We start from the raw sequence: 26142 nt of genomic DNA, 5'->3' as shown, positions 1-26142 counted from the left end.
CCGACTTCCCCCTCTGGCGCTCACTTCGCCAGTCAGATATTCCTGTGATATGATGAAGTTGCTGTCACATTCGTCACACTCCACTGCCATGAGCGCTATGAAATCATCGGATTCGCACGCTGAAAACACTACTGAAAATGTCGGGCGCACGTTGCGTCGCCGTCCGCTGGCGCGTAAAAAATTGTCCGAGATGGTAGAAGAAGAACTTGAGCAGATGATCCGCCGTCGGGAGTTTGCCGAAGGCGATGCGCTGCCCTCAGAGCGTGAGCTAATGGAGTTTTTCAACGTGGGGCGCCCTTCGGTGCGTGAAGCGCTGGCTGCGCTCAAACGTAAAGGGTTAGTGCAAATCAATAACGGCGAACGTGCCCGCGTTTCCCGTCCGTCTGCCGATACCATCATTGGCGAACTCTCTGGTATGGCGAAGGATTTCCTCTCGCGGCCTGGTGGTATCGCCCATTTTGAGCAGCTTCGTCTGTTTTTCGAATCCAGCCTTGTGCGTCATGCGGCGGAACACGCCACGGATGCGCAGATTGAACGTCTCGGTAAGGCGCTGGAGCTGAACAGCCAGGCGCTGGATGACAACGCGCTATTTATTCGCTCCGATGTAGAATTCCACCGTGTTTTAGCCGAAATCCCCGGTAATCCGATTTTCCTGACCATTCATGTTGCGCTACTGGATTGGCTGATAGCCGCGCGCCCTGCGGTGCCGGAAAAAGATCTGCATCAGCACAATAATGTGAGCTACCAGCAGCATATTGAGATCGTCAACGCGATCCGCCAGCGCGACCCTGATGCCGCCGATCGCGCGTTGCATACCCATCTCAACAGCGTTTTCGCCACCTGGCACGCCTTCGATAAACAGCAAAAATCTCGCAACTGATCGCCCGATCCCTTTTTCATGCTAACGATCGTTTAGTGCGTTAGATCCCATTTAGCGTTTTCTCATCCCGATGGCGATCATTTGTACTGGTATAAAAGGTATAAAGGTATATAGTCAAGCCACAGTTATGCAACAGGAGAAGAGGATGAGTGCTCAGTTAAGAGGGGTAATGGCCGCGCTGCTGACTCCGTTTGATGCCAGCGAAAAGCTGGATACCGAAAGCCTGCACCGTCTGGTGCGGTTTAATATCGATCAGGGGATCGATGGGCTGTATGTGGGGGGATCTACCGGGGAAGCGTTTGTACAAAGCATCGCTGAACGCGAACAGGTGCTGGAGATCGTCGCCGAAGAGGCGAAAGGAAAGCTAACGCTTATTGCCCATGTCGGTACTGTCAGTACCCATGAAAGCCAGCAACTTGCCCGTGCCGCCAGTCGTTATGGCTTTGACGCGGTATCTGCCGTTACTCCGTTCTACTATCCGTTCAGCTTTCAGGAACACTGCGACCACTATCGTGCGGTAATCGACGCTGCCGATGGGCTGCCGATGGTGGTCTATAACATTCCGGCTTTGAGTGGCGTGAAACTCACGCTGGATCAAATTGACACGCTGGTCACCCTGCCAGGCGTGGGGGCGTTGAAACAAACATCGGGCGATCTCTTCCAGATGGAGCAGATCCGCCGGGCGCATCCCGATCTGGTGCTCTATAACGGTTATGACGAGATTTTTGCTTCCGGGCTGATGGCGGGCGCGGATGGCGGTATCGGCAGTACTTACAACATTATGGGTTGGCGTTATCAGGGGATCGTCCGCGCGTTGCAAAAAGGGGACATAGCGACTGCGCAGCGCCTGCAAGAGCAATGCAATGAGGTTATCGATCTGCTAATCAAAGTCGGTGTTTTCCGCGGCCTGAAAACGGTGCTGCACTATATGGATGTGCTGGCGGTACCGCTGTGCCGTAAGCCGTTTGCCCCGGTTGCGGAAAAATACTTGCCAGAACTCAAAGCGCTGGCAGCTGCGCTGCAACAAGAGCAAGAACAACAGTGATCCCGGGCTGTCTGCCCGGAGGCCCCACGCTGACCGGGCAGGCAGAGCCGTGCTTAACTCTGTCGGTCTACAAAAGTGATGGGTAATGCCCGTCGCGGGAGTATCACATGAGTACTGCTATGCAAAATTTCCCGTGGTATCGCCACCTCAATCGGGCGCAATGGCGGGCTTTCTTCGCCGCCTGGCTGGGCTATCTGCTTGATGGTTTTGATTTTGTCCTTATCGCGCTGGTGTTAACAGAAATTCAAAGCGAGTTTGGGTTAACGACGGTGCAGGCGGCAAGCCTCATCTCCGCTGCTTTTATTTCCCGTTGGTTTGGCGGGCTAATGCTGGGCGCAATGGGCGATCGCTACGGCCGACGGCTGGCGATGGTTACCAGTATTCTTCTGTTTTCTTGCGGTACGCTGGCCTGTGGGCTGGCTCCAGGTTATACCACCATGTTTATCGCCCGTCTGGTGATCGGTATGGGGATGGCCGGCGAGTATGGCTCCAGCGCGACCTATGTGATTGAAAGCTGGCCCAGGCATCTGCGTAACAAGGCCAGCGGTTTTTTGATTTCCGGTTTCTCTGTCGGGGCGGTTATCGCGGCGCAGGTTTATAGCCTGGTGGTGCCGGTCTGGGGCTGGCGGGCTCTGTTCTTTATTGGCATTTTGCCTATCGTCTTTGCCCTGTGGCTGAGGAAAAACATTCCGGAAGCCGAAGACTGGAAAGAGAGGCATGCGGGTAAAGCGCCGGTACGTACGATGGTCGATATTCTCTACCGTGGCAAATTTCGCCTGATAAACGTGGCGATGACGGTGATTGCGGCGCTCTCTCTCTGGTACTGCTTTGCCGGTGAAATGAAAAACGCGGCGCTGGTGGCGCTTTTGGGTTTGGCGTGCGCCTTTATTTTTATCAGTTTTATGGTGCAAAGCAGCGGCAAGCGCTGGCCGACCGGCGTGATGTTAATGGTGGTCGTGCTCTTTGCTTTTCTCTACTCCTGGCCTATCCAGGCGCTGCTGCCAACGTATCTCAAAACCGAACTGGCTTACTCTCCTTCTACGGTCGCCCGGGTGCTCTTTTTTAGTGGGTTTGGTGCGGCGGTGGGCTGCTGTGTCGGCGGTTTTCTGGGTGACTGGCTGGGGACGCGCAAAGCCTACGTTTACAGCCTGCTCGCCTCGCAAATCCTGATCATCCCGGTGTTTGCCATTGGTGGTACCAGCGTCTGGGTACTGGGGTTTTTACTCTTCTTTCAGCAAATGTTGGGGCAGGGGATCTCCGGTATTCTGCCTAAGCTTATCGGGGGCTATTTCGATACCGATCAGCGTGCGGCAGGGCTGGGATTTACCTACAACGTCGGGGCGCTGGGCGGCGCGCTGGCTCCAATCCTGGGAGCGCTGATCGCCCAGCGTCTGCATCTGGGCACCGCGTTAGGCGCACTCTCCTTTAGCCTGACCTTTGTGGTGATCGTGCTGATTGGTCTGGATATGCCCTCGCGCGTGCAGCGCTGGCTGCGTCCGGAAGCGCTGCGTACGCATGATGCGATCGATGGCAAACCATTCAGCGGCGCGCTGGGTCATGACGGCGCGAAGAACGGGTTATTAAAAACGAAAGGATAACTGAGACATGTCTCTGATAGCGAAAATGGATGCACACATTGCTCGTCTGGGCGGGCTGGTGGTCTCCTGTCAGCCTGTTCCGGGCAGTCCGCTGGACAAACCGGAGATCGTGGCTGCGATGGCGCTGGCGGCGCAGCAGGCCGGGGCGGTGGCGCTGCGTATCGAAGGCATTAACAATCTGCGCGCCGTGCGTCAGGTTGTTACGCTGCCTGTCATCGGTATTATTAAACGCGACTTAACGGACTCTCCGGTACGCATTACGCCCTATCTGGATGATGTCGATAAGCTGGCACAGGCGGGGGCGGATATTATTGCCATTGACGGTACGGAACGCACTCGTCCGGTTCCGGTCCGTGAGTTGCTTGCAAGGATCCATGAGCACGGACTGGTGGCAATGGCGGACTGTTCCTGTGAACAGGACGGTCTGATGTGCCAGCAAGCGGGCGCAGAGTTGATTGGTACGACGCTGTCTGGCTACACCCATGAGCATACGCCTTTGGCGCCGGACCTGGCGTTGGTGACGACGCTTAGCCAGGCAGGATGCCGGGTAATGGCGGAAGGGCGTTATAACACGCCTGAGCTGGCCGCGCAGGCGAGACGCCACGGCGCATGGGCGGTGACGGTTGGCTCTGCCATTACCCGGCTGGAGCATATATGCCAGTGGTATTGCAGCGCACTTCAGGAGGCGGCGAATGACCACGCTGGCAATTGATATCGGCGGCACCAAGCTGGCTGCTGCGTTGATTGACAGCGAACGGCATATGCATCAACGTCGTGAACTGCCGACGCCCGCAAGCAAAACGCCGGATGCTTTACGATCCGCACTCCAGACACTCGTCGCACCGCTTATTCCTCACGCGCGGCAGGTGGCGATTGCCTCAACCGGGATTATCCACGATGGGACTTTACTGGCGATTAACCCGCAAAACCTGGGCGGCCTGCTGCATTTTCCGCTGGTATCAACACTTGAAATGTTCTCTGGTCTGCCTGTGCTGGCGGTAAACGACGCGCAGGCGGCGACCTGGGCGGAATATCATGCCTGCCAGGACGAGACCAGCGACATGGTGTTTATCACCGTCTCTACTGGGGTGGGCGGCGGCGTGGTGAGCGGCGGTACGTTACTCACCGGGCGTGGCGGGCTGGCTGGTCATTTCGGCCACACGCTGGCCGATCCCCATGGCCCGCGATGCGGCTGCGGACGAATTGGGTGTGTGGAAGCTATTGCGTCCGGTCGTGGGATAGCCGCTGCCGCGAAAGATGATCTGGCCGGGTGTGATGCAAAAAGCATTTTTACCCGTGCAGCCGAAGGGCATGCGCAAGCGCAGGCATTGATTACCCATTCTGCGCACACCCTGGCGCGGCTGATTGCCGATGTGAAAGCCACAACTGACTGCCAGCGTGTCGTGCTGGGAGGCAGTGTTGGCCTGGCATCGGGGTATCTGGCGCAGGTTCAGGCGTCTCTGGCGCAATTGCCAGCGGTGTATCAGGTGGCGATGAACGCAGCACATTACCGGCATGATGCTGGGCTGCTGGGCGCAGCTCTGCTGGCGCAGGGAGGTCACTTTGTTTATCAGTGAACTGACATCACTTGCGCATGCGGAGTTGCATCCGGTGCTGGCGGAGGCGCTGATGCTGGCCCTGGCCGCCTGTCCGCAGGAAAAGGCTCCGGGACGTTACGCGCTGTTGCGTGAAGACATCTATATGAATGTCATGCAGTTTCCCACCGGGTTGCCAGAGCAAAAACGGGCTGAACTGCATGAGGCGTTTATTGATATTCAGCTTCTGCTCGCCGGGGAGGAACGCATTTTCTATGGCGTTGCAGGCTCCGCGCGGGAGTGCGATGAATGGCATAGGGAGGACGATTATCAGCTATGTTCTGCGATAGCGAATGAGCAGACAGCGACGTTATTACCGGGGATGTTCATCGTTTTTATGCCGGGTGAGCCACATAAGCCGGGTTGCAACGTTACCGTATCAAGGGACATTAAAAAAGTCGTCGTGAAGGTGCGCGCCCGCCTCCTGACGGCATAAAAAAAGCCGGATAAACAGTTATCCGGCTTTTATTGTCAACGCAAAAGAAACTTACACTTCAAGCCAGTTCAGAATGCCGTCTGCCGCTTTACGGCCTTCGGCGATGGCGGTGACCACCAGGTCGGAACCACGAACGATATCGCCGCCCGCAAAGATTTTCGGGTTGCTGGTCTGGAAAGCATTCTCGCTACCTTCCGGCGCGATAATGCGACCCTGTGAATCCAGCTCGACGCTGTGTTTCGCCAGCCATTCCATGCTATGCGGACGGAAACCAAACGCCATCACGACCGCATCGGCCGGCACCACATGTTCGGAACCCGCAACGATTTCCGCACGACGGCGGCCTTTGGCATCTGGCGCACCCATTTCGGTACGCGCCATTTTCACGCCGCAGACTTTACCGTTGGCGTTTACTTCGACGCCCAGCGGCTGCACGTTGAACTGGAATTCCACACCCTCTTCACGCGCGTTTTTCACTTCGCGTTTTGAACCCGGCATGTTTTCTTCATCACGGCGGTAAGCACAAATCACGTTGGTGGCACCCTGACGTACAGAGGTACGTACACAGTCCATCGCGGTATCGCCACCGCCCAGCACAACAACGCGTTTGCCTTCCATGCTGATGAAAGGTTCATCAGCCGATTCACCAAAGCCCATCAGTTGTTTGGTATTCGCGATAAGGAACGGCAGGGCATCGAACACGCCATTTGCATCTTCGTTTTCCAGACCGCCGCGCATGGATTGATAGGTCCCCACGCCAAGGAACACAGCGTCATAATCTTTGAGCAGGTCATCAAGTTGTACGTCGCGACCGACTTCGGTATTCAGCCTGAACTCAATACCCATGCCGGTGAAGATTTCGCGACGGCGGGTCATCACCTCTTTTTCCAGCTTGAAGGCCGGGATGCCAAAGGTCAGCAGACCGCCGATTTCCGGGTGACGGTCAAACACCACGGCTTTGACGCCATTACGGGTCAGCACGTCGGCGCATGCCAGACCGGCCGGACCTGCACCGATAATTGCCACACGTTTGTCAGTCTGCTTCACGCCGGTCATATCCGGACGCCAGCCCATCTCGAACGCTTTATCGTTGATGTAGCGCTCAATGTTGCCGATGGTGACCGCGCCGAACTCATCGTTCAGCGTACAGGAACCTTCACACAGGCGGTCCTGCGGGCAAACGCGTCCGCAGACTTCCGGCAAGGTGTTAGTCTGATGAGACAGCTCTGCGGCCTCAAAAATACGCCCTTCGTTGGCCAGTTTCAGCCAGTTTGGGATGTAGTTATGGACCGGACATTTCCATTCGCAGTACGGGTTACCACAGGAGAGGCAGCGATCTGCCTGCGCCTTGGCCTGGCCTTCCGAAAATGGCTCGTAGATTTCAATAAATTCAATCTTACGGATCTTCAGCGGTTTCTTTGGCGGATCCACGCGCTGTAAGTCGATAAACTGGTATACGTTCTGACTCATTGCTGCCCCTTACTGCGCCTGCACACGCAGCTCTGCTGCGCTACGACTACGATGACCCAACAGTGCTTTCACATCACTGGACTTCGGTTTAACCAGTGCGAATTTCTCTGCGAAGGCTGGCCAGTTCGCCAGAATCTCTTCGCCGCGAGAAGAACCGGTATGGTGCACATGCTCGGTAATCAGCCCGCGCAGATGCTCTTCGTGGATGGCGAGGTCATCGACGCTCAGCACTTCCACCAGTTCCGGGTTCACACGTTTGCGGAACTCGCCGTCTTCATCCAGCACATAGGCGAAGCCGCCGGTCATCCCTGCGCCAAAGTTCACGCCTGTTTTACCGAGGATACAGACAATACCACCGGTCATGTATTCACAACCGTTATCGCCAATGCCTTCCACAACAGTAATCGCGCCGGAGTTACGCACGCCGAAACGTTCACCCGCACGACCTGCGGCATACAGACGACCACCCGTTGCGCCATACAGGCAGGTGTTACCGATTATGCTGGCCTCGTGGCTACGATAAGCAGAGCCTACCGGTGGACGTACTGCGACTAAACCGCCTGCCATACCCTTGCCGACATAGTCGTTGGCATCGCCAGTCAGGTACAGCTCAACGCCACCGGCATTCCAGACGCCAAAGCTCTGGCCTGCTGTGCCGCTAAAGTGAACGGTAATCGGATCCGCCGCCAGCCCTTGATCGCCATGCGTCTGCGCGATGTAGCCAGACAGCGACGCGCCGACAGAACGGTCCGTGTTGCGGATATCAAACCAGAAAGTTTTGCTCTGGCGCTCATCAACAAACGGTTTGGCCTGCTGCAGTAACTGCGCGTTCAGTACGCCGTTGTCAAAGGGCGGGTTGTTTTCCGTGCAGTACAGCGCTTTGCCTGGATGCGGCTCGGCGGTTTCCAGCAGTTTCGACAGATCCAGCTTCTGTTGTTTGGCGGTAAATCCGTCCAGCTCTTTGAGCAGGTCGGTACGACCAATCAAATCCACCAGGCGTTTAACGCCCAGTTGCGCCATTAACTCACGCACTTCACGGGCGATAAATTCAAAGTAGTTGGTCACTTTGAACGGCAGACCGTGGTAGTGGTTTTTACGCAGTTTTTCATCCTGAGTTGCTACGCCGGTTGCGCAGTTGTTCAGGTGGCAAATACGCAGGTATTTACAGCCCAGCGCCACCATCGGGCCAGTACCAAAGCCGAAGCTTTCGGCGCCGAGGATTGCCGCTTTGATGATGTCCTGGCCAGTTTTCAGACCGCCATCCGTTTGTAAACGAATTTTATGGCGCAGACCGTTGGCCACCAGCGCCTGTTGGGTTTCCACCAGGCCCAGTTCCCACGGACAACCCGCGTATTTCACCGATGACAGCGGGCTTGCGCCGGTACCGCCATCGTAACCAGCGATGGTGATGAGATCCGCATAAGCTTTTGCCACGCCGGTCGCAATGGTGCCGACGCCCGGTTCGGAAACCAGCTTCACGGAGATCATCGCTTTCGGGTTGACCTGTTTCAGGTCGAAAATCAGTTGCGCCAGATCCTCGATAGAGTAGATATCGTGGTGCGGCGGCGGGGAAATCAGCGTCACGCCCGGTACGGAATAGCGCAGTTTAGCGATATACGGGGTCACTTTATCCCCCGGTAACTGACCGCCTTCACCCGGTTTCGCACCCTGAGCGACTTTAATCTGAATCACGTCAGCATTGACCAGATATGCCGGGGTCACACCGAAGCGACCGGAAGCGACCTGTTTGATGCGTGACACTTTGTTGGTGCCATAGCGTGCCGGGTCTTCGCCGCCTTCACCGGAGTTGGAGAAGCCGCCGAGGCTGTTCATGGCTTCTGCCAGCGCTTCATGCGCTTCCGGGCTCAATGCGCCGATGGACATTGCCGCGGTATCAAAGCGTTTAAACAGTTCGCTTGCCGGTTCAACGTCGTTGATGCTGACGGTTTCGCCGTTCGGCGTGATGGCCAGCAGGTCACGCAGGGTGGCCGCCGGGCGCTCATTCACCAGCTTCGCGTATTCCTGGTAGTCTTTGTATTCCCCGCTCTGAACGGCTTGTTGCAGCGTGCGCACCACGTCCGGGTTATAGGCGTGATATTCACCGCCATGCACGTACTTCAGCAGACCACCCGCTTCGAGCGGTTTACGTGCCAGCCAGGCGCGTTTGGAGAGGTTCAGCAGATCCTGCTGGAAGTCCGCAAAACCTGCGCCACTGATGCGGCTGACCACACCCTGGAAGCAGAGCTCGGACACCTCTTCATGCAGACCGACGGCTTCGAACAGCTTTGAGCAACGGTAAGAGGCAATCGTCGAGATGCCCATTTTGGACATGATCTTGTACAGCCCTTTGTTGATGCCGTTGCGGTAGTTCAGCATCACCGTGCGGTAATTCTTCTCAATGGCTTTGGTGTCGACCAGTTTCGCCAGTGTTTCATAGGCCAGGTACGGATAAATCGCGGTGGCGCCGAAGCCCAGCAGCACAGCGAAGTGGTGCGGGTCGCGGGCGCTTGCGGTTTCTACGATGATGTTGGCATCGCAGCGCAGGCTTTTCTCAACCAGACGGGTCTGCACCGCGCCAACAGCCATCGGTGCCGGTACCGGCAGACGGTTTTTGGCGATGTTACGGTCAGACAGCACCAGCAGCACGGTGCCGTTACGCACCATCTGTTCTGCTTTGTCGCACAGCGCTCTCACCGTCTCTTCCAGCGAGGTTTCGGTCACATCGAAGGTGATGTCCAGTACATCTGCGCGATAGTGCTCCTCTTTCATGGTGGTGAGCTGCGTGAAATCGGAGTACAGCAGGATCGGCGATTTGAAGCTCAGACGATGCGCCTGGCCTTCTGCTTCACAGAAGACGTTCATCTCGCGACCGATGCTGGTGGCCAGCGACATGACATGCGCTTCACGCAGCGGGTCGATTGGCGGGTTGGTCACCTGCGCAAATTGCTGACGGAAGTAGTCGTAAATGATACGTGGCTGGCTGGAGAGCACGGCGAACGGGGTATCGTCACCCATTGAACCCACCGCTTCCTGACCGTTTTCACCGAGTACGCGAATAACCGAATCCAGCTCTTCGAAGCTGTAGTTAAACTGCTTCTGATAGCTTGTCAGCAGATCGTCGTCCATTTCACGGATGCCAACCTGATCATCTGACAGATCTTCAAACGGCACCAGACGGCGGACGTTTTTCTCCATCCACTCTTTATAAGGGTGGCGGCTTTTCAGATCGTCATCGGTCTCTGCGGAGTGCAGAATGCGACCGCCACGGGTATCGATAACCATCAATTCACCCGGACCGACGCGACCTTTTTCGACCACTTCGTCAGGCTGATAATCCCAGATACCCACTTCGGAAGCGCAGGTAATCAGCTTGTCTTTGGTAATGACATAGCGTGCCGGACGCAGGCCGTTACGGTCGAGGTTACAGGCCGCGAAACGGCCATCGGACATCACGATGCCCGCCGGGCCATCCCACGGTTCCATATGCATGGAGTTGAAGTCGAAGAATGCGCGCAGATCCGGGTCCATATCCGGGTTGTTCTGCCAGGCTGGCGGTACCAGCAGGCGCATGGCGCGCACGATATCCATCCCGCCTGCCAGCAGCAGTTCGAGCATGTTATCCATGGAGCTGGAGTCAGAACCGGTTTCGTTGACGAACGGCGCCGCATCATGCAGATCCGGGATCAGCGGGGTCTGGAATTTGTAGGTACGCGCGCGTGCCCACTGACGGTTACCGGTGATGGTGTTGATTTCACCGTTATGCGCCAGATAGCGGAACGGCTGTGCCAGCGGCCAGCGCGGTACAGTGTTGGTGGAGAAGCGCTGGTGGAACAGGCAAATGGCCGATTCCAGACGCAGATCCGCCAGGTCCAGGTAGAAGCGCGGCAGGTCAGCCGGCATACACAGACCTTTATAGATATTTACCAGGTTCGAGAGGCTACAAACGTAGAACTCTTTATCTTCCTGCAGACGTTTTTCAATGCGACGACGGGCGATAAACAGACGGCGCTCCATATCACGCGGGCGCCAGCCAGCCGGGGCGTTAACAAAAATTTGCTCAATACGGGGCAGCGAGGAGAGGGCGATTTCACCGAGTACCCCTTCGTTGGTTGGCACGTCGCGCCAGCCGACAATAGACAGGGTTTCACGTTGAAGTTCTTCTTCTACAATACGGCGTGATGCGCTGGCTTTCTCAGGATCCTTATTCAGGAACAGCATACCAACGGCATAGTTTTTGGCTAAACGCCAGCCGCGCTCTTCCGCAACGATACGGAAGAAACGATCGGGTTTTTGCAGCAGCAAGCCGCAACCGTCGCCGGTTTTACCATCAGCGAGGATCGCGCCACGGTGCTGCATACGGGCCAGTGCGTGAATAGCGGTACGCACTACCTTGTGGCTAGGTTCGCCTTCTATGTGGGCGATCAGGCCGAAACCACAGTTATCCCTCTCAAGGGATTTATCGTACAACATATCAGTGAACCTCCCCAGGCTCTGCGGGATTCCCATCCGATACCGATTGCGCACGGGCACAGCAAGAGCATGGCGACGGGGCTAATAAAGCCTCGCATGTCGCCCTCTTTAATTTCCTTTTCGCATCGGTACACAAGTGTTGAGGACTTGCTTAAGAGGGAATCTCAATAACTGCATAAATATGATGAGCAGACCACTCATCCAGAAAGCTTCCAGCGGATTCCCAACTTATCGGGAATCCGTACACAGGTCAAATGCCAGGCTTATTTATCTAATAATGTGCTAAAGCTTATTTAATGTATTGATATATAATTGAATTTAACCTTATTTACAATCAATAAGCCCAACGCTGAGCGGCAGAGTAATGTGATCTGACTCACTATCGGGAAGCGTTGTTAATGCGCTACCCTACTAAGGCTAATATAGATTTCAGAATATTATTCTGAGAATGTTCTTACAGGCGCAGGAACACACTGTTTTTCACTTGCGACAGTATTTCTGCAAAATATCGCCTGAACATAAGGAAAAGTAATTGCCGGAGAGGTGAATGAAATGGCGGTAATCTTGACTGTTTATGCAATGAATAAAAGCCTTGCCGGGCGATTGATCCACATCATCGCCGTCGAAAGCTAAAAATGGCAGGCTTGGCCCTTTTCAAAGGCACGGCCTGTCAGATTATGCAGTTACAAAAATTAGTCAATATGTTTGGTGGGGATCTTGCCCGTCGTTATGGGCAAAAGGTTCATAAATTGACGCTTCACGGCGGTTTTAGCTGCCCGAATCGTGATGGCACTATCGGTCGGGGCGGTTGCACGTTCTGTAATGTGGCCTCCTTCGCCGATGAGGCGCAGCAGCATCACTCCATTGCCGAACAGCTGGCACATCAGGCGAACCTGGTGAATCGTGCTAAACGTTATCTCGCCTATTTTCAGGCTTACACCAGTACCTGGGCCGAAGTACAGGTGCTGCGTTCTATGTATCAACAGGCGATAAGCCAGGCCAGCATTGTTGGCCTGTGCGTCGGCACGCGCCCGGATTGCGTACCCGAGGCGGTGCTGGATTTACTGAGTGAGTATAACGATCAAGGCTATGAGGTCTGGCTCGAACTGGGATTGCAAACCGCACACGATAAAACACTGCACCGTATTAACCGTGGGCATGATTTCGCCTGTTATCAGCAGACCACCCGTCTGGCTCGCGAGCGCGGGTTGAAAGTATGTAGTCATCTTATTGTTGGTTTGCCAGGTGAAGGGCAGTCGGAATGCCTGCAAACCCTCCATCGTGTGGTAGAGACAGGCGTAGACGGTATCAAGCTGCATCCCCTGCATATTGTGAAGGGCAGCATCATGGCAAAAGCCTGGGAGGCGGGCCGTCTGCAGGGCATTGAACTGGAAGACTATACTGTCACTGCCGGGGAGATGATCCGCGCAACGCCACCGGAGGTGATTTACCATCGCGTCTCCGCCAGCGCTCGCCGTCCGACGCTGCTGGCGCCGTTGTGGTGTGAAAATCGCTGGACGGGAATGGTGGAGCTGGATCGTTATCTTACTGAACATGGTGTGCAGGGTTCCGCATTGGGCCGCCCATGGATCCAGCCGTGACGGTTGCCTGACACCGCATTTTTCGCACAACCTTCAACGCGTTGCTCAGAATTGGGTATTATTGAGCGGAATTGTTTAAGGAAATCGCTATGAAGCAAATCCGTTTACTGGCGCAGTATTACGTCGACCTGATGATGAAGCTCGGGCTGGTTCGTTTCTCCCTGTTACTTGCCCTGGCGCTGGTGGTGCTGGCTATCGTCGTGCAAATGGCGGTGACGATGGTATTGCAGGGGCAGGTGGCGAGCATCGACGTCATTCGTTCTATATTTTTTGGCTTGTTGATTACCCCCTGGGCGGTCTATTTCTTATCGGTTGTCGTTGAGCAACTTGAAGAGTCACGTCAGCGCCTTTCGCGGCTGGTGGACAAACTGGAAGAAATGCGCGATCGCGACCTCAAACTCAATATTCAACTTAAGGACAACATCACCCGGCTTAACCAGGAGATGGCCGATCGCGAGAAAGCCGAAGCTGAACGTCAGTCGACATTTGAGCAGCTTAAAGTAGAGATGCAGGAGCGCGAGCAGACGCAGATTCAGCTTGAACAGCAATCCACATTTTTACGCTCTTTCCTCGATGCCTCCCCGGACCTGGTTTTCTATCGCAACGAAGACAAAGAGTTTTCCGGCTGTAACCGGGCGATGGAACTGCTGACGGGCAAAAGCGAGAAGCAACTGATTAACCTGAAACCGCAGGATGTCTATGCGCCGGAAGCGGCGGAAAAGGTTATCGAGACCGATGAGAAGGTGTTTCGCCACAATGTTTCGCTGACCTATGAACAGTGGCTGGATTATCCGGATGGGCGAAAAGCCTGCTTTGAAATCCGTAAGGTGCCCTACTATGACCGCGTAGGTAAGCGCCACGGCTTGATGGGTTTCGGGCGTGATATTACCGAGCGTAAACGCTATCAGGACGCCCTGGAACGTGCCAGCCGCGATAAAACCACCTTTATTTCCACTATCAGCCACGAACTGCGTACGCCGCTTAATGGCATCGTCGGTCTGAGCCGAATTCTTCTGGATACTGATTTAACGGCTGAGCAGGAAAAATACCTGAAAACTATCCATGTTTCTGCCGTCACTCTGGGCAATATCTTCAACGATATTATCGACATGGATAAAATGGAACGCCGTAAAGTCCAGCTCGATAATCAGCCGGTGGATTTCACCAGCTTCCTTGCCGACCTGGAGAACCTTTCCGGCCTGCAGGCACACCAGAAAGGTCTGCGCTTTGTCATGGAGCCTACGCTGCCGTTACCGCATAAGGTGGTCACTGACGGTACGCGGTTGCGACAGATCCTGTGGAACCTTATCAGCAACGCCGTCAAATTTACCCGTGAGGGACAAGTCACCGTACGTGTGCGCTATGACGAAGGCGATATGCTGCACTTCGAGGTCGAAGATTCCGGGATTGGCATTCCTCGCGATGAGCTGGATAAAATTTTCGCCATGTATTACCAGGTGAAAGACAGCCATGGCGGCAAGCCTGCTACCGGCACAGGGATTGGCCTCGCCGTATCACGTCGTCTGGCGAAAAACATGGGCGGTGACATTGTTGTTGCCAGCCAGCCGGGCAAAGGCTCTATCTTCACGCTGACCGTTCACGCGCCTGCGGTAGCGGAGGAGGTGGAAGATGCCTTTGAAGACGATGATATGCCGCTGCCAGCGCTGCATGTGCTTTTGGTGGAAGACATTGAACTTAACGTGATCGTTGCCCGTTCCGTTCTGGAAAAACTGGGCAGTAGCGTGGACGTTGCGATGACCGGCAAGGCCGCGCTGGAGATGTTTAAACCCGGCGAATACGATCTGGTACTGCTCGATATTCAGTTGCCGGATATGACCGGGTTGGACATCTCGCGCATTCTCACCAGCCAGTTTGCCCGCGACGATTTACCACCGCTGGTGGCGCTTACCGCCAACGTGCTGAAAGATAAAAAAGAATATCTGGATGCAGGGATGGACGATGTCTTAAGCAAGCCGCTGGCGGTCCCGGCATTAACTGCCATGATTAAGAAATTCTGGGATGCGGACGAAGAAGAGGAGCAAGGCGCAATGTCTCATACCGATGGTCAAAAATCACAAAACCTGCTGGATATCCCGATGCTTGAGCAGTATATCGATCTGGTTGGGCCGAAGCTGATTACCGATGGGCTGGCGGTATTTGAGAAAATGATGCCGGGCTATCTGAGCGTTCTGGAGTCAAATCTCACTGCGCGGGATCAAAAAGGGATCGTCGAAGAGGGGCACAAGATCAAGGGTGCCGCTGGATCGGTCGGCCTTCGTCACCTGCAACAGCTGGGTCAGCAAATTCAGTCACCCGATCTGCCAGCCTGGTGGGATAACGTCGGTGAATGGGTTGAAGAGATGAAGCAAGAGTGGCAGCACGATGTGGATGTATTGAAAGCGTGGGTAGCAACCGCTGGAAAAAAATGACCCCGGATTAACCGGGGTGCGCGAATACTGCGCCAACACCAGGGAAATCGTGGCTGCGCCGTAAAGTTATATTTTTTTATCAAGGGCGCAGTCGGGAAAATTTGAACTGCACGCACATAAGATAGCAAATCTTAAAGTATTTGTTACATCAATCAGTGAAATGTGTGAAGCATAGCGCCCTTATCAAAATATTTAATTATCCCGAGTACGTTGCATAAAGGACGAGCAAAATGAAAAAAATCGGTGTTGTTCTCAGCGGATCAGGCGTTTATGACGGATCGGAAATCCACGAAGCTGTCATTACCCTGCTGGCGATCGCTCGTGAAGGCGCTGAGGCAGTATGCTTTGCGCCTGACAAGCGTCAGACCGATGTCATTAATCATCTCACGGGTGAACCGATGAGTGAAAGTAGAAACGTGCTGATCGAGGCGGCCCGCATTGCTCGTGGTGCGATCCTTCCGATCGCGCAGGCATCAATAAACGATCTGGATGCGCTGATTGTGCCCGGCGGATTTGGCGCAGCGAAAAATCTGAGCAGCTTTGCCAGTCTCGGTAGTGAATGTGTGGTTGACCCGGATCTGAAACGGTTGGTTCTGGAGATGCACCAGGCGGGAAAACCACTCGGTTTTATCTGTATTGCGCCTGCGATGCTGCCGAAAATCTTTGATTTTCCGTTGCGCCTGACGATTGGAACGGATATCGATACGGCGGAGGTGCTTGAAGATATGGGTGCTGAACACGTGCCTTGCCCTGTCGACGATATTGTGGTCGATGAGGATAACAAAGTGGTGACCACACCGGCGTACATGCTGGCGCAGAATATTGCGGAGGCGGCTACAGGGATCGAAAAACTGGTCTCCCGCGTTCTGGTGCTCGCTGAATGAGAGGGTTGCGTGGCCCACTCATGGCGAAAATCAAAAAGCTATTACTCCGTGTGGTCCTGGCGCTGGGAATCTTCTGGGGCGGTGGTATTTTGCTGTTCAGTTTTATGCCGGTACCGTTTTCAGCCGTCATGGTCGAACGGCAAGTGGGGGCCTGGCTGACGGGGGATTTCGGTTATGTTGCTCATTCGGACTGGGTGGGTATGGACGAGATTTCACCCTGGGTGGCGCTGGCAGTGATTGCCGCTGAAGATCAGCGTTTCCCGGACCATTGGGGGCTTGATTTTGGCGCGATTGAAAAGGCCTTATCGCACAATGAGCAGCATGAAAATCGGATTCGCGGTGCATCAACCATTTCCCAGCAGACCATTAAAAATCTGCTGCTCTGGGACGGCAAAAGCTGGGTGCGAAAAGGCTTTGAAGCGGGTTTAACCCTGGTCACCGAGGCTGTCTGGACAAAGCGGCGTATTCTGACCGTCTATTTGAACATTGCTGAATTTGGCGATGGTATCTTTGGCGTGGAGGCGGCTTCGCAGCGTTATTTTCATAAACCTGCCAGCAAGTTGACGATGGCTGAGGCGGCATTGCTGGCAGCAGTATTGCCGAATCCGGTACGCTTTCGCGCTGATGCGCCTTCAGGGTATGTGCGCAGCCGACAGGCGTGGATTATGCGCCAGATGCGTCAGCTTGGAGGAGAGGATTTCCTGGCGCGCAATAAACTGCATTGATGATTCCCTCTCCGCCTGGAGAGGGAAAACGCGCGTTGTCAGTCTTCGTCAAACCCGGCGATAAAGAGCGCAATGACAGCCGCCAGCGCTTCTTCTTCCTGAGGGCCCGTCGCTTCTATCTCAATTTGTCGGCCCTTCGCGGAGTCCAGCATGAGAAGCGCAATCACACTATTAGCCTCGGCTTCGGTTCCCTCGTCGTTACGCAACAGTACCTCAGCATCAAAGCCCTGAACCAGTTCAAACAGTTTCATCGCCGGGCGCGCGTGCATACCCAGCTTATTGGTGATTTCAACAGTTTGTTTTACGGTCATGTTTTCCGTTTTTCCAGCGTACGATGACGAGACTGAACGTTTTTACCGCGTGAGCGGAAATAGTCTGCAAGCTGTTCAGCAACATAGACGGAACGGTGCTTACCGCCGGTACATCCAATCGCTACCGTTAAATAGCTGCGATTATTGGTTTCCAGCATTGGTAGCCACAGTTCGAGATAACTGCGGGTCTGGTAAATAAAATTGTGCACTTCCGTATGTCTGTCAAGGAAGGCTGCAACCGGTTTATCCAGCCCGGTCATCGGGCGTAATTTCGGGTCCCAGTGCGGGTTAGGCAAGAAGCGAACGTCAAACACGTAATCGGCATCAATAGGGATACCATGCTTAAAGCCAAAGGACTCGAACACCATAGTCAGTTCGCGCTCGCGTTTACCCAACAGTCGGGTACGGAGCATCTCGGCGAGTTCATGAACGGACATTTCCGATGTGTCGACGATGAGATCGGCGCGTGAGCGCAGTGGCTCCAGCAGATTACTCTCTTCATCGATGGCGCTTTCCAGCGACAGGTTTTTGCTGGAAAGAGGGTGCAGACGACGTGTGTCGCTGTAGCGGCGGATCAACGTGTTGCGATCGGCATCCAGGAACAGCAGTTGCGGAGAAAAATAATCCGGCAGGCTGCTCATTGCCTGCTCAAAAATTTCCGGCGATTCCGGCATATTACGCACATCGATGCTGACGGCGGCAGACGTCTGACGGTCAGCCAGCGTTCTTGCCAGCTCCGGCAAAAGAACGACCGGCAGGTTATCGACGCAGTAAAATCCCATATCTTCCAGGGCGCGCAGGGCCACTGACTTACCTGAGCCCGAACGACCACTCACGATCATCAGGACCATGGGCCAATTCTCCTCAGAACCAGCGACACAAGGGAAGCTGTTGCGTTACGCATCGTCATTTTCGCCTTCTGTCAGCGTGATGATCTGGTACAACTCTTCATCGCTTTGCGCTGAGCGCAGACGGCGACAGATGGTTTTATCCGCCAGACGCTTGGCCACCAACGAAAGCGTATGCAGGTGGGTTTTGGTCTGATCGGCGGGAACCAGAAGCGCGAAGAGCAGATCGACTGGCTGGTTATCAATAGCATCGAAGGCGATGGGTGTTTCCAGTTGCACAAAAACACCAACGGCACGAAGAGTATCTTCTTCGAGTTTTCCGTGAGGGATGGCGATACCGTTACCAATACCGGTACTGCCCATTTTCTCACGCGTCAGGATCGCTTCGAAGACCACTTGTGGTGGCAGGCTCAACTGCTTTGCTGCCAGTTCACTGATAATTTCCAGCGCACGTTTCTTGCTCTGGCAGTGAACACCACTACGGGTACATTCCTGGTTAAGGACATTGCTCAATTGAAGAGCGGAATCGTTATTCATCATAATTTCACCTAAGCGTCGCCAGTGCAGACACCCTGCCGGGTTGCGGCAGGGTGATACGCGCCAGACGAGTGCCCGGACAATTAGTGTTGTTTCAGTTTATCTTTATGTTTCGTGAGTTGCCGCGCCAGTTTATCAATTAAACCGTCGATGGCAGCATACATGTCTTGTCCTTCCGCACTGGCATGAATCTCCCCCCCGTTTACATGCAGGGTCGCATCCGAGATATGAGTCACTTTCTCCACTTTCAACACAACATAGACCTGATTGATCCTTTCGAAATATTGTTCGAGTTTGGCAAATTTCGCGGTAACGAATTCGCGCAGGGCCTCGGTTATCTCGACGTTATGTCCTGTGATGTTAAGCTGCATAGTGTCTTCCTTATCGGTTAAGTCACACCAGCTGTTTGCGCTGATTAGACGGCGGAATGGATAAAGACTCTCGATACTTCGCAACGGTTCGCCGCGCTACCATAATACCCTGATCGGAGAGCATGGTAGTCAGCTTACTGTCACTCAACGGCTTCGCAGGATTCTCTGCGGCAATTAATTTCTTCACCAGTGCGCGGATAGCCGTCGACGAGGCTTCGCCACCGCCTTCGGTATTCACATGGCTGGAGAAGAAATATTTAAGCTCAAAGATGCCACGCGGACTGTGCAGATATTTTTGGGTCGTGACACGGGAAATCGTGGATTCATGCATCTCGACGGCCTGAGCGATATCGGCCAAAACCATCGGTTTCATAAATTCTTCGCCTTGCTCGAAGAACGCCTGCTGCTGTTCAACAATGCAGCGGCTCACCCTTAACAGGGTGTCGTTGCGACTCTCAAGGCTTTTAATCAGCCATTTCGCTTCCTGCAGATTGCTACGGATAAACTGGCTGTCGGCATCGTTACGCGCACCACCGCACATGGCGGCATAGTGCTGATTGATCTGCAAACGAGGGATGCTGTCGGAGTTGAGCTCGACCGTCCAGCGCCCATTGTGCTTACGCACCAGGACATCAGGGATAACATACTCGGGCTCACCTGTCTGGATTGACTGACCCGGACGTGGATCAAGAGACTGGATTAAATTGACCGCCTCTTTCAGCACTTCTTCTTTCAGACGTGTTACGCGCATCAGCGTACGGAAGTCGTGGTTTGCGAGCAGATCCAGATGATCGCTGATGATTAAACGCGCTTCCTCACACCAGGGGGTCTCTTTGGCAAACTGAGAGAGCTGGATCAACAGGCAATCGCGTAGATCTCTGGCCGCGACGCCAACCGGATCGAAACGCTGAATACGTTTCAGTACCGCTTCGACTTCATCCAGACCGATCTCTTCATCGCCCATGCTTTCCAGGATGTCTTCCAGCGGAACGGTGAGATAACCTGTGTCATCAACAGCGTCGACAATTGAAGTCGCAATGGCGCGATCGGTGTCTGAGAAAGGGGTGAGCTCCACCTGCCACATCAGGTAATCTTGCAGCGACTGGGTGGTCTCTCCCTGATAAACAGGCAGTTCATCGTCAAGATAATCGGTGCTGCTGCCAGACGGGGTGCCAGCGGTATAGATTTCATCCCAACTGGCGTCCAGGGGCAACTCTTCGGGCATCTCTTTTTGTTCGAGAGCGTCGGCAGTATCCAGGCCTTCATTATCCTGAGATTGTTGCGCATCCACTTCTTCGTGAAGATCGGTTTGCTCAAGCAATGGATTACTTTCCAGAGCTTGCTGGAGTTCTTGCTGAAGTTCCAACGTGGACAGTTGCAGCAGGCGAATAGCCTGTTGCAACTGTGGCGTCATGGCTAGCTGTTGGCTGAGCCTTAATTGCAAACCTTGCTTCATATTCAGAGCAGTACTCTCCGACTAAACACGTCAATAAACCCTACCCTATCAGAGTCTGAAGTCTTCCCCAAGATATACGCGCTTAACATGTTCGTCTTCAAGGATTTGCTGAGGCGTACCGTGCGCGATCAAATGCCCCTGGCTGACAATATAAGCACGCTCACACACCGCCAACGTTTCGCGAACGTTGTGATCGGTAATCAACACGCCAAGCCCGCTATCACGCAGGTGCTCAATGATGCGTTTGATATCAATGACCGATATCGGGTCAACGCCGGCAAACGGTTCATCCAGCAGGATAAATTTAGGGTTTGCCGCCAGCGCACGAGCAATTTCGACACGACGGCGTTCGCCGCCAGAAAGCGCCTGCCCCATATTGTCGCGCAGATGTTCAATATGGAACTCTTCCATCAACTCATTCGCCCGATCCACGCGCTGTTCGGATGTGAGATCATCGCGAATTTGCAGTACTGCCATGAGATTGTCAAATACACTCAGGCGCCGGAAAATAGAGGCTTCCTGCGGCAAGTAGCCGATACCGCGACGCGCCCGGGCATGCAGCGGCAGCAGGCTGATATCTTCATCGTCGATGATGATATTGCCCGCATCACGCGACACGATACCCACGACCATGTAGAACGTTGTGGTTTTACCTGCACCGTTAGGACCGAGCAGCCCGACAATTTCGCCTGAATTGACTGTCAGACTGACATCTTCCACCACACGGCGGCCTTTGTAGGCCTTGGCGAGATTCTTTGCAGTTAATGTTGCCATAACGAATTAATTACTCTTTTTTTGCGCCGGAGCCGGGGTTTGATTGTTGTTCTTATCCTGCAACTGCGACGGCACCAGAACCGTCGTCACGCGTTTACCTTTATCGCTGAAAGCCTGCATTTTCTGCTCTTTCACCAGATAGGTAATTTTGTCGCCCGTGATGTTGCTATCAAGCTGTTCAAGGTAGGCATTGCCTGTCAGGACCACGAAGTCTTTTTCCAGCTCATAGTGCATCTGGGAAGCATGGCCTTTTACGGGTTTGCCGCTATCCTGCATCTGATAAAAGGTGGCAGGATTACCGTAGCCATCAATGATCTCTTTACCTTGCTGGCCACCTGGGCGCGTAACCACAACCTTGTCGGCGTTGATTTTGATGGTGCCCTGCGTTACGACAACATTGCCAGTGAAGGTCACCACATTCCCTTGCATATCCAGCGATTGCTGATCGGAATCGATATGGATAGGTTGCTCGGTATCGCCAGTTACCGCAAGCGCCGGAAGACTGGCGGCAAAAAGGACACTGGCCAGGGCAAAATTAAGGCTGAGTTTGTTTGTTCTGAATTTCATAGGAGCTTCTAACCTTTTCAATAAGCTCGGCGTTTTTGCTGCGTAAATTGCCGCGCATTTTCAGGCCGGTGGAATTAAATGTTGTTCCGTATAACGTGACTTGATCATCAGAGGCGACATCCTGCGTGATCAGGTTTATCTGGGCGTTATCCGTCGTGATTTTTCTCAGTTGAGCGTCCGCAGTCAGGGCGTTGACCTCAACATGCCCATAAAGATAAAGCATCCGGTCATTGGTCAGCTTCGCTTTATCCGCCTTGATGGACCAGTCAGGAATTTTATCTTTGTCGAAAGTCGTCAGCACTGGCTGGGTAAACCAGGTGATAGCATCAGCAGAATAGTATTCAACATGCTGTGCTATCAGCCGATAGTTCAACGCACCTTCCGGACTGTAGACTACCGTATCGGTATGCTCGCTTTTATACGTTGGGTCAGTATTGTTAACCGTAACTTGTTCAGTCTGTTCGCGATCGGCCAGGTTCACCCCAATCAGTATCAGTGCGACCAGTGACAGCACAATGATGACCCAACGTCTGGTTTTACTCATATTGATTGCCCTTTGGCCTCATCAAGCTTGCCTTGCGCCAGCAATAACAAATCACACACTTCACGAACCGCACCGCGTCCGCCTGCAATACGGGTGACATAATCCGCCCGGGGAATCAGCAGCGGATGCGCATCCGCCACCGCCACGCTTAAACCAATTTCTGCCATCACAGGCCAGTCGATGAGATCGTCTCCGACATACGCAACTTGTTCCGGTACCAGAGAAAGTTTGTTCAATAACTCGCGATAAGCTAACAACTTATCTGATTGTCCTTGATAGAGGTGCGTAATGCCCAGCGTTTCGCAGCGGTCTTCCATCAGTTTAGCTTTTCGGCCAGTAATAATGGCAACCTCAATGTCGGATGTTAATGCACAGCGGATACCGTAACCATCGCGGACGTTGAACGCTTTCAACTCTTCTCCATTATTACCCATGTAGATGGATCCATCCGATAAAACACCATCTACATCAAGAATTAACAGCTTAATTTTTTCTGCCTTCGCCATTACCTGCGTACTGACGGGTCCGTAGCATGTCGCAAGCGACGCTCCAACATTACTCATTCTTCGATCCTTTTTCACACCACGCCCGCGCGCAGCAAATCATGCATATGTACCACACCCAGCAATTGGTCGCCATCTGCAACCAAAACAGAGGTGATGTGGCGGGACTGCATCAGATTAAGCGCGTCCACCGCCAGTGTGCCAGGACGCACGCGGATACCTCCAGGCGTCATTACCTCAGCAATCCCTAAACTACGTACATCTGCGCCCATATCAAAGACACGGCGCAAATCGCCATCGGTAAAAATGCCTTCGATCTTCATCAGATCGTCGCAAATCACCGTCAGGCCTAAATTCTTACGCGTGATTTCGAGAAGAGCGTCACGCAGCGTGGCGTCTTTGCTCACATGCGGAATTTCATCCCCGGTGTGCATGATGTCATTGACCCGCAACAGGAGCTTACGTCCAAGCGCGCCGCCTGGGTGAGAAAGCGCAAAATCCTCAGCGGTAAAACCCCGGGCTTTCAACAGTGCGACTGCCAGAGCATCTCCCATTACCAACGCGGCGGTAGTGCTGGAGGTCGGCGCCAACCCTAATGGACAGGCCTCTTGCGGCACCTTCACACACAGATGAATATCAGCCGCGCGACCCATACTGCTGTCAGGACGGCTTGTCATACAGATCAGGAATACTTTCAGTCTCTTGAGCACCGGGATCAACGCCAGGATCTCATTCGACTCTCCGGAATTCGACAACGCGATCACCACATCCTGCGACCCGACCATACCCAGATCGCCATGCGCCGCTTCTCCCGGATGAACAAAGAAAGAAGAGGTACCGGTACTGGCGAATGTTGCGGCCATTTTTCGACCAATATGACCCGATTTCCCCATCCCCATTACGACGACTTTGCCGCTGCAATAGAAAATCTTTTCACAAGCCTGTGCAAAGTCCTGATTAATGTATTGGTCAAGCTGGGCCAGACCTTCACGTTCAATTTGCAAAACGTCCCGGCCAGCCTGCTGAAAGTCGAAGCCCGGTTGCAGATCGATATGCGACATAAATGTGTGTCCAATTATCCTGTCAGACGCGGCGTAACCCAGTACAGGAATGCTAACCAGGTGATAAAACCGCCTAATAGTAATGCGCCAGTTCCTCTGCCTGTCTGCTGCTTACGTCGCCAGCAGGTGAGGGCAAAAATGACGCTGACCAGTAACATCACGCCGTAATCTCGTGTAAAAGCCAGACTATTAAAATGACCTGGCGCGATCAGCGCGGGTAAACCCAGCACCAGCGTGATGTTGAAAATATTCGAGCCGATGATATTACCGATCGCAATATCGTCTTCTCCCTTACGTGCCCCGGCAATGGCGGTTGCCAGTTCCGGCAGACCCGTCACAATGGCAATCACCGTCAGGCCGATGGTTAATTCGCTCATCGCGAAATGGTTTGCGACCACCGTGGCGTTGTCCACTACCATGCGCGTTGACATCGGCATAATGATAAGTGCGACCCCGAGCCACAAGAATGCCACTGACAGGCTACCGCCACGCGGCAACTCTGCAACTTGCTCACGTGTTAGCGTATCGCTACCTTGCAGCTCAGCCAGACGGGCGATTTTAACAATGTATACCAGCCATAGCACGGCCAGCAGAAGTAAAAACAGGCCGTCCAGCCAGGTCAGTTGCCCGTCAAACAGCACCAACCCTGCCAGCAGGCTGGTTATTAACATTAGCGGCAATTCACGGCGCAGGATATCGGAATGGACGGTAAATGGATGCAGGAGCGCTGCGAGTCCCAGGATCAACAGAATATTGGTGATGTTAGAGCCGAGAGCCGTCCCAATGGCCAAATCAAGTTGGCCGTGCATGGAGGCCGCAACGGAGACAATCATCTCCGGAAGAGAGGTGCCAATACTCACCACTGTCATCCCAATGAGCAACGGTGGAACACCCAAACTGCGACACAAAATTGAGGCGGCGAATACCAATCGGTCAGCGCTGTATACCACTAACAGTAAACCAATAATTAACAGCGCCGTCGCTAAAAGCATCTAAAGTCCTTTCTTGAGGTATAATCTGCCGGTCCGCAGGCTGCGATTGCCGGGGAAAACCGGGAATTTTAAGCGGCGTAGAGAATTCTTAATTTTGACTTTATGCGGCTCAAAAGTAAAACAAATGCCAGCTTTCGCTAACTCATACGGGTAATATTCTGTAAAAATGGTGGGTTCTTGCAGTTATCCGGCGTCATGCTTAGACCCAATCAAGGCTTATAAGGAAGAGTGAATGAGCCAGACTGTGGCGAATCTGGTCGATATCCGTGGCGTGAGTTTCTCCCGTGGAAGTCGGCGTATTTTCGACAATATCTCGCTGACGGTGCCACGCGGTAAAATCACCGCCATTATGGGGCCGTCCGGGATTGGTAAAACAACATTGCTGCGTCTTATTGGCGGACAGATACCGCCAGACGCGGGCGAAATCCTCTTCGACGGTGAGAATATCCCCGCGATGAGTCGCTCCCGGCTGTTTACCGTTCGCAAACGAATGAGCATGTTGTTCCAGTCCGGCGCATTATTTACCGACATGACTGTGTTCGATAATGTGGCCTATCCGTTGCGCGAGCATACGAACTTACCAGCCCCGTTGCTGAAAAGTACGGTCATGATGAAACTGGAGGCGGTGGGACTGCGTGGTGCAGCAAAACTCATGCCTTCCGAACTCTCTGGTGGGATGGCGCGCCGCGCGGCGCTGGCAAGGGCTATCGCGCTGGAGCCAGATTTAATCATGTTCGACGAACCTTTTGTCGGCCAGGATCCTATTACCATGGGTGTGCTGGTGAAGCTTATCTCTGAACTGAATAGCGCGCTGGGCGTCACCTGTGTTGTCGTCTCCCATGACGTGCCGGAAGTGCTGAGCATCGCCGACTATGCGTATATTGTTGCAGACCGTAAAATTGTGGCGCAGGGCAGCGCGCAAGGCTTGCAAGAAAACGCCGACCCTCGCGTCCGTCAGTTCCTCGACGGCATTGCTGACGGCCCCGTTCCGTTCCGCTATCCCGCAGGTCAATATCAATCCGATTTATTTGAGACAGGGAGTTAA

Annotated in this window: 24 protein-coding genes; 11 read left to right on the top strand and 13 right to left on the bottom strand. The window is 53.9% G+C overall.

What is annotated here, in order from left to right; genetic code table 11:
- The first annotated feature begins 97 nt into the window (after positions 1 to 97).
- From nanR to nanQ, 6 genes are all read left to right on the top strand, one after another.
- Entirely contained in the window at positions 98 to 880 is a 783-nt protein-coding gene (gene nanR, locus L2097_RS21285) for a transcriptional regulator NanR (protein ID WP_380081265.1), read from the top strand.
- Between the two features lie 145 nt (positions 881 to 1025).
- Positions 1026 to 1925, top strand: a complete 900-nt coding sequence (gene nanA, locus L2097_RS21280; RefSeq protein ID WP_250353625.1) for an N-acetylneuraminate lyase — start codon at positions 1026 to 1028, stop codon at positions 1923 to 1925.
- A 107-nt stretch (positions 1926 to 2032) separates the two neighbouring features.
- Complete coding sequence (locus L2097_RS21275) at positions 2033 to 3523, top strand: MFS transporter (protein WP_250353624.1); 1491 nt, start codon at positions 2033 to 2035, stop codon at positions 3521 to 3523.
- Between the two features lie 7 nt (positions 3524 to 3530).
- Positions 3531 to 4235, top strand: a complete 705-nt coding sequence (locus L2097_RS21270; protein ID WP_047372929.1) for an N-acetylmannosamine-6-phosphate 2-epimerase — start codon at positions 3531 to 3533, stop codon at positions 4233 to 4235.
- Positions 4216 to 5100, top strand: a complete 885-nt coding sequence (nanK, locus tag L2097_RS21265) for an N-acetylmannosamine kinase (protein WP_250353623.1) — start codon at positions 4216 to 4218, stop codon at positions 5098 to 5100. The genes L2097_RS21270 and nanK overlap by 20 nt, the downstream gene beginning before the upstream one ends.
- Positions 5087 to 5554, top strand: a complete 468-nt coding sequence (nanQ, locus tag L2097_RS21260; protein WP_250353622.1) for an N-acetylneuraminate anomerase — start codon at positions 5087 to 5089, stop codon at positions 5552 to 5554. Before nanK ends, nanQ begins: the two co-directional genes overlap by 14 nt.
- 51 nt (positions 5555 to 5605) lie before the next feature.
- On the opposite strand, the gene gltD is transcribed toward nanQ, so the two are convergent.
- Together gltD and gltB are read right to left on the bottom strand one after the other, a co-directional pair.
- Entirely contained in the window at positions 5606 to 7024 is a 1419-nt protein-coding gene (gene gltD / locus L2097_RS21255; protein ID WP_047372933.1) for a glutamate synthase subunit GltD, read from the bottom strand.
- Positions 7025 to 7033: 9 nt separating this feature from the next.
- The gene (gene gltB, locus L2097_RS21250; protein ID WP_139153738.1) at positions 7034 to 11494 is read right to left on the bottom strand and encodes a glutamate synthase large subunit; all 4461 of its coding nucleotides are present in this window, start codon (positions 11492 to 11494) and stop codon (positions 7034 to 7036) included.
- Between the two features lie 677 nt (positions 11495 to 12171).
- Here gltB and mnmL point away from each other — a divergent pair.
- The 4 genes from mnmL (at position 12172) to mtgA (ending at position 17133) form a co-directional block, all read left to right on the top strand.
- Entirely contained in the window at positions 12172 to 13095 is a 924-nt protein-coding gene (gene mnmL, locus L2097_RS21245; protein WP_250353621.1) for a tRNA modification radical SAM protein MnmL/YtqA, read from the top strand.
- Positions 13096 to 13184: 89 nt separating this feature from the next.
- The gene (gene arcB, locus L2097_RS21240; protein ID WP_047372935.1) at positions 13185 to 15524 is read left to right on the top strand and encodes an aerobic respiration two-component sensor histidine kinase ArcB; all 2340 of its coding nucleotides are present in this window, start codon (positions 13185 to 13187) and stop codon (positions 15522 to 15524) included.
- Positions 15525 to 15754: 230 nt separating this feature from the next.
- Positions 15755 to 16408, top strand: coding sequence for an isoprenoid biosynthesis glyoxalase ElbB (gene elbB, locus L2097_RS21235; RefSeq protein WP_047372936.1), 654 nt, complete (start codon positions 15755 to 15757; stop codon positions 16406 to 16408).
- A 20-nt stretch (positions 16409 to 16428) separates the two neighbouring features.
- Positions 16429 to 17133 carry a monofunctional biosynthetic peptidoglycan transglycosylase gene (mtgA, locus tag L2097_RS21230; protein ID WP_223883569.1) on the top strand — a complete coding sequence of 235 codons (705 nt, stop codon included), beginning with the start codon at positions 16429 to 16431 and terminating at the stop codon, positions 17131 to 17133.
- Between the two features lie 38 nt (positions 17134 to 17171).
- Here mtgA and npr read toward each other — a convergent pair whose 3' ends face one another.
- From npr to L2097_RS21175, 11 genes are all read right to left on the bottom strand, one after another.
- Positions 17172 to 17444 carry a PTS phosphocarrier protein NPr gene (gene npr, locus L2097_RS21225; RefSeq protein WP_039077446.1) on the bottom strand — a complete coding sequence of 91 codons (273 nt, stop codon included), beginning with the start codon at positions 17442 to 17444 and terminating at the stop codon, positions 17172 to 17174.
- Positions 17441 to 18295: an RNase adapter RapZ gene (rapZ, locus tag L2097_RS21220; RefSeq protein ID WP_039077447.1), complete on the bottom strand. Its 855-nt coding sequence runs from the start codon at positions 18293 to 18295 to the stop codon at positions 17441 to 17443. The genes npr and rapZ overlap by 4 nt, the downstream gene beginning before the upstream one ends.
- Positions 18296 to 18340: 45 nt before the next feature.
- Positions 18341 to 18832 carry a PTS IIA-like nitrogen regulatory protein PtsN gene (gene ptsN, locus L2097_RS21215; protein ID WP_039077448.1) on the bottom strand — a complete coding sequence of 164 codons (492 nt, stop codon included), beginning with the start codon at positions 18830 to 18832 and terminating at the stop codon, positions 18341 to 18343.
- Positions 18833 to 18912: 80 nt separating this feature from the next.
- Complete coding sequence (gene hpf, locus L2097_RS21210) at positions 18913 to 19200, bottom strand: ribosome hibernation promoting factor (protein ID WP_039077449.1); 288 nt, start codon at positions 19198 to 19200, stop codon at positions 18913 to 18915.
- Between the two features lie 22 nt (positions 19201 to 19222).
- A complete protein-coding gene (gene rpoN, locus L2097_RS21205; RefSeq protein WP_047372938.1) occupies positions 19223 to 20656 on the bottom strand; it encodes an RNA polymerase factor sigma-54 in 1434 nt (477 codons plus the stop codon).
- Between the two features lie 48 nt (positions 20657 to 20704).
- The gene (lptB, locus tag L2097_RS21200) at positions 20705 to 21430 is read right to left on the bottom strand and encodes an LPS export ABC transporter ATP-binding protein (protein WP_039077451.1); all 726 of its coding nucleotides are present in this window, start codon (positions 21428 to 21430) and stop codon (positions 20705 to 20707) included.
- A 6-nt stretch (positions 21431 to 21436) separates the two neighbouring features.
- On the bottom strand, positions 21437 to 21997 hold the full coding sequence (lptA, locus tag L2097_RS21195) for a lipopolysaccharide ABC transporter substrate-binding protein LptA (protein WP_047372939.1): 561 nt from the start codon (positions 21995 to 21997) through the stop codon (positions 21437 to 21439).
- Positions 21966 to 22541, bottom strand: coding sequence for an LPS export ABC transporter periplasmic protein LptC (gene lptC / locus L2097_RS21190; RefSeq protein WP_047372940.1), 576 nt, complete (start codon positions 22539 to 22541; stop codon positions 21966 to 21968). The genes lptA and lptC overlap by 32 nt, the downstream gene beginning before the upstream one ends.
- Positions 22538 to 23104 (bottom strand): 3-deoxy-manno-octulosonate-8-phosphatase KdsC, encoded by a 567-nt coding sequence (gene kdsC / locus L2097_RS21185; RefSeq protein ID WP_250353620.1) that lies wholly within the window; start codon positions 23102 to 23104, stop codon positions 22538 to 22540. The genes lptC and kdsC overlap by 4 nt, the downstream gene beginning before the upstream one ends.
- A gap of 14 nt (positions 23105 to 23118) precedes the next feature.
- Entirely contained in the window at positions 23119 to 24105 is a 987-nt protein-coding gene (kdsD, locus tag L2097_RS21180; protein WP_047372942.1) for an arabinose-5-phosphate isomerase KdsD, read from the bottom strand.
- A 14-nt stretch (positions 24106 to 24119) separates the two neighbouring features.
- A complete protein-coding gene (locus tag L2097_RS21175; protein ID WP_047372943.1) occupies positions 24120 to 25097 on the bottom strand; it encodes a calcium/sodium antiporter in 978 nt (325 codons plus the stop codon).
- 232 nt (positions 25098 to 25329) lie between these two features.
- Between L2097_RS21175 and mlaF the strand changes: the two genes are divergently transcribed.
- Positions 25330 to 26142: a phospholipid ABC transporter ATP-binding protein MlaF gene (mlaF, locus tag L2097_RS21170; RefSeq protein ID WP_047372944.1), complete on the top strand. Its 813-nt coding sequence runs from the start codon at positions 25330 to 25332 to the stop codon at positions 26140 to 26142.

Source organism: Citrobacter sp. MNAZ 1397 (genome assembly GCF_023613995.1).
GTDB lineage: Bacteria > Pseudomonadota > Gammaproteobacteria > Enterobacterales > Enterobacteriaceae > Phytobacter > Phytobacter ursingii.
This window is presented reverse-complemented; position numbering and strand designations above follow the sequence as displayed.

What these genes read in the sequence shown, in the direction of transcription:
- gltD (WP_047372933.1), bottom strand. Translation starts at nt 7,024, where the DNA reads ATGAGTCAGAACGTATACCAGTTTATCGACTTACAGCGCGTGGATCCG.
- rpoN (WP_047372938.1), bottom strand. Translation starts at nt 20,656, where the DNA reads ATGAAGCAAGGTTTGCAATTAAGGCTCAGCCAACAGCTAGCCATGACG.
- elbB (WP_047372936.1), top strand. Translation starts at nt 15,755, where the DNA reads ATGAAAAAAATCGGTGTTGTTCTCAGCGGATCAGGCGTTTATGACGGA.
- nanA (WP_250353625.1), top strand. Translation starts at nt 1,026, where the DNA reads ATGAGTGCTCAGTTAAGAGGGGTAATGGCCGCGCTGCTGACTCCGTTT.
- npr (WP_039077446.1), bottom strand. Translation starts at nt 17,444, where the DNA reads ATGACCGTAAAACAAACTGTTGAAATCACCAATAAGCTGGGTATGCAC.
- lptB (WP_039077451.1), bottom strand. Translation starts at nt 21,430, where the DNA reads ATGGCAACATTAACTGCAAAGAATCTCGCCAAGGCCTACAAAGGCCGC.
- ptsN (WP_039077448.1), bottom strand. Translation starts at nt 18,832, where the DNA reads ATGATGAATAACGATTCCGCTCTTCAATTGAGCAATGTCCTTAACCAG.
- gltB (WP_139153738.1), bottom strand. Translation starts at nt 11,494, where the DNA reads ATGTTGTACGATAAATCCCTTGAGAGGGATAACTGTGGTTTCGGCCTG.
- kdsD (WP_047372942.1), bottom strand. Translation starts at nt 24,105, where the DNA reads ATGTCGCATATCGATCTGCAACCGGGCTTCGACTTTCAGCAGGCTGGC.
- L2097_RS21270 (WP_047372929.1), top strand. Translation starts at nt 3,531, where the DNA reads ATGTCTCTGATAGCGAAAATGGATGCACACATTGCTCGTCTGGGCGGG.
- nanR (WP_380081265.1), top strand. Translation starts at nt 98, where the DNA reads ATGAAATCATCGGATTCGCACGCTGAAAACACTACTGAAAATGTCGGG.
- lptA (WP_047372939.1), bottom strand. Translation starts at nt 21,997, where the DNA reads ATGAAATTCAGAACAAACAAACTCAGCCTTAATTTTGCCCTGGCCAGT.
- arcB (WP_047372935.1), top strand. Translation starts at nt 13,185, where the DNA reads ATGAAGCAAATCCGTTTACTGGCGCAGTATTACGTCGACCTGATGATG.
- mnmL (WP_250353621.1), top strand. Translation starts at nt 12,172, where the DNA reads ATGCAGTTACAAAAATTAGTCAATATGTTTGGTGGGGATCTTGCCCGT.
- lptC (WP_047372940.1), bottom strand. Translation starts at nt 22,541, where the DNA reads ATGAGTAAAACCAGACGTTGGGTCATCATTGTGCTGTCACTGGTCGCA.
- hpf (WP_039077449.1), bottom strand. Translation starts at nt 19,200, where the DNA reads ATGCAGCTTAACATCACAGGACATAACGTCGAGATAACCGAGGCCCTG.
- mtgA (WP_223883569.1), top strand. Translation starts at nt 16,429, where the DNA reads ATGGCGAAAATCAAAAAGCTATTACTCCGTGTGGTCCTGGCGCTGGGA.
- L2097_RS21275 (WP_250353624.1), top strand. Translation starts at nt 2,033, where the DNA reads ATGAGTACTGCTATGCAAAATTTCCCGTGGTATCGCCACCTCAATCGG.
- kdsC (WP_250353620.1), bottom strand. Translation starts at nt 23,104, where the DNA reads ATGAGTAATGTTGGAGCGTCGCTTGCGACATGCTACGGACCCGTCAGT.
- rapZ (WP_039077447.1), bottom strand. Translation starts at nt 18,295, where the DNA reads ATGGTCCTGATGATCGTGAGTGGTCGTTCGGGCTCAGGTAAGTCAGTG.
- nanK (WP_250353623.1), top strand. Translation starts at nt 4,216, where the DNA reads ATGACCACGCTGGCAATTGATATCGGCGGCACCAAGCTGGCTGCTGCG.
- L2097_RS21175 (WP_047372943.1), bottom strand. Translation starts at nt 25,097, where the DNA reads ATGCTTTTAGCGACGGCGCTGTTAATTATTGGTTTACTGTTAGTGGTA.
- mlaF (WP_047372944.1), top strand. Translation starts at nt 25,330, where the DNA reads ATGAGCCAGACTGTGGCGAATCTGGTCGATATCCGTGGCGTGAGTTTC.